Here is a 2567-nt window from a genome sequence, read left to right on the forward strand (position 1 = left end):
GTTAGCGGCCATGCAAAACTGCCCGTAGGCGGCCACGAAAGTGCCCACTGACGGCCAGTAGAACTGCCCACCGGTGGCCATGAGGTCTGCCCACTTCCTTACTGTTCCTGCCGCGTGTTAAGCGGTACGGGGCCTCTTCCTGGGGTTTGATGACGGTGTCGAATCGCATCAAACCTGACCGAGGAAGAGACCCCTTGTATGAAGTCTGACGGAGAAATCATGGAAATTCTTGCTGCCTACGACCTGACAGGTTCGCTACGAGCAACAGCGGAGCTCACGGGCTGTTCGCATCACACTGTCGCTAAGCATGTCGCGGCACGTGACGCCGGCCGTCCGATCGCCGAACCAGCCGCCCGAGACCGGGTCACCGACGCGTTTCTGCCCAAGATTGAGGAATGGGTCCAGGAATCCAAGGGCCGCATCCGCGCCGATAAAGCCCACGACAAGCTCGTAGCCCTCGGCTATGAGGGTTCCGAACGATCCACCCGGCGGGCGATCGCGCAGGTCAAAGCCGCCTGGCGGCTCGGACACACTCGGGTCCACCGGCCGTGGATCACCGAACCCGGTATGTGGTTGCAGTACGACTTCGGCGACGGACCGCGCATCAACGGGGTGAAGACCGTCTTGTTCGTCGCCTGGTTAGCCTGGTCCCGGTTCCGGATCGTGATCCCACTGAAAGACAGGACCGCACCGAGCGTGTTCGCCGCTCTGGACCGGTGCTTCCGGATCCTGGGCGGAGCACCGACGTATGTGCTCACCGATAACGAGAAAACCGTGACCACCGCCCATGTCGCTGGGGTCCCGGTCCGAAACCAGCAGACCCTGGAGTTCGCCCGCCATTACGGTGTCACCGTGCTGACCTGCCAGCCCGCGGACCCGGCGAGTAAGGGCGGGGTCGAAGCCGCGGTGAAACTCGCCAAGGCTGACATCGTTCCCAAAGACACCAACCTCCGCGCCGACTACGGGACCTTCACCGAGCTGGAAGCGGCGTGCGAAGCGTTCATGGATCATGTGAACCAGCGCGAACACCGGATCACCCGGCGTAAACCCGCGGCCATGCTCACCGAAGAACAACCCCGGCTGCACCGGGTCCCAGAGACTGCGCATACGATCGCGTTCGGGCTCGGCCGCACCGTCCCGGAGAACACCCCCATGGTCACCTTCGAAAACGGCCAGTACTCCGTGCCAGCTCACCTGCTCGGCGCCCGCGTGTTCGTCCGCTCCCACGGCACCGGGCCCGGCGAACAGATCATCATCGTCCACCACGGGCCTGCCGGCCCGGTAGAAGTCGCCCGCCACCGCCGTGCCCGCCCGGGCAGCCCCGCCATCACCGAGGAGCACTTCCCCGGCACCCGGACCCGGATCCCGGGGGATTACGCCGTCAAGGCCCGCACCGCCGACGAGGCCGAGTTTCTGACCCTCGGGGAAGGCGCCCGGACCTGGCTCATCGAAGCAGCGGCCGCCGGCGCGCAGCGGATGAACGTGAAAATGGCCGAAGCCGTCACCTTAGCCAAAATCGCTGGCACTGCAGCCGTGGACCGGGCCCTCGGGACCGCCGCACTGCACGGCCGGTTCGCCCACGGTGACCTTCCCTCGATCCTGAACGCCACCAACAAACGCACCACCACACACACCGCGAACGAAACAACCTCGCTGACTCAAGGCACAGGTGCCTGGGCAGCAATCGGTAACCCCACGATCACGCCAACCACCGGTATCACCGGTATCACCGCACCGGAGGACACCCGATGAGCCCCGTCATCACGACTAACACCGCCGCGCCGCCGCTGCCTGCCGACCTGGAGACGCTGATGCGTCAGCTGAAAATGCCGCACGCCCGGGCCCTGGCACCGGAACTGATCGCGACAGCGAAAGCGCAGCGCTGGGAACCGGTCGAGGTCATCAAGGCCCTCTTCACTGAGGAAACCGCCGGCCGGGCACGGTCCATGCTCGCCAACCGGCGCAAAGCAGCAGGATTCCCCACCGGGAAAACCTTCGACGCCTGGGACCCCGACGCATCCTGCATCCCCGCCCCGACCCAACAAGCGCTGCGAACCTTGGAATGGGTCACCCGACGAGAGAACCTCGTCGTCTGCGGGCCCTCCGGGACCGGAAAAACGTTCTTCCTTGAAGCCCTGGGCCAGCAAGCCGTGGAAGCCGGGATGCGCGTGGCATGGTTCCGGCTTGAGGACCTCGGCGTTTTGATCCGCGCGCACCGCACCGATGACAGCGTCACCCGGGCCGTAACCCGGATCCTGCGCGCCGAGCTCGTGATTATCGACGACATCGGACTGCTTCCGGTTGCCACGGACGCCGCCGAAGGGCTCTACCGGGTCGTGGACGCAGCCTACGAAAAACGCTCCATCGCGATCAGCTCCAACCTCCACCCCGCCGGTTTCGACGAGCTCATGCCCAAAACCCTCGCCACCGCCACCGTGGACCGGCTCCTGCATCACGCCCACGTCTGCCAAACTAACGGCGATTCCATCCGTCTCACCCAAGCCCTGGCAGGGAAAGGAGTCACCGCACTGAACTAAACCCAAAACCCAACGATGGCCGACCCCACC

2 protein-coding genes are annotated in these 2567 nt (G+C 65.1%); both read left to right on the forward strand.

Going from position 1 to position 2567, the window contains the following annotated elements:
• The first annotated feature begins 198 nt into the window (after positions 1-198).
• A complete protein-coding gene (istA, locus tag DDA93_RS15970; RefSeq protein WP_243400679.1) occupies positions 199-1752 on the forward strand; it encodes an IS21 family transposase in 1554 nt (517 codons plus the stop codon).
• Complete coding sequence (istB, locus tag DDA93_RS15975; RefSeq protein ID WP_116779305.1) at positions 1749-2537, forward strand: IS21-like element helper ATPase IstB; 789 nt, start codon at positions 1749-1751, stop codon at positions 2535-2537. Before istA ends, istB begins: the two co-directional genes overlap by 4 nt.
• Positions 2538-2567 lie beyond the last annotated feature (30 nt).

This window comes from Arthrobacter sp. Bz4 (genome assembly GCF_003075455.1).
Classification (GTDB): Bacteria; Actinomycetota; Actinomycetes; order Actinomycetales; family Micrococcaceae; genus Arthrobacter_D.

Bases quoted from the DNA above. Each gene is read 5' to 3' on its own strand.
- istA (WP_243400679.1), top strand. From the start codon at position 199: ATGAAGTCTGACGGAGAAATCATGGAAATTCTTGCTGCCTACGACCTG.
- istB (WP_116779305.1), top strand. From the start codon at position 1,749: ATGAGCCCCGTCATCACGACTAACACCGCCGCGCCGCCGCTGCCTGCC.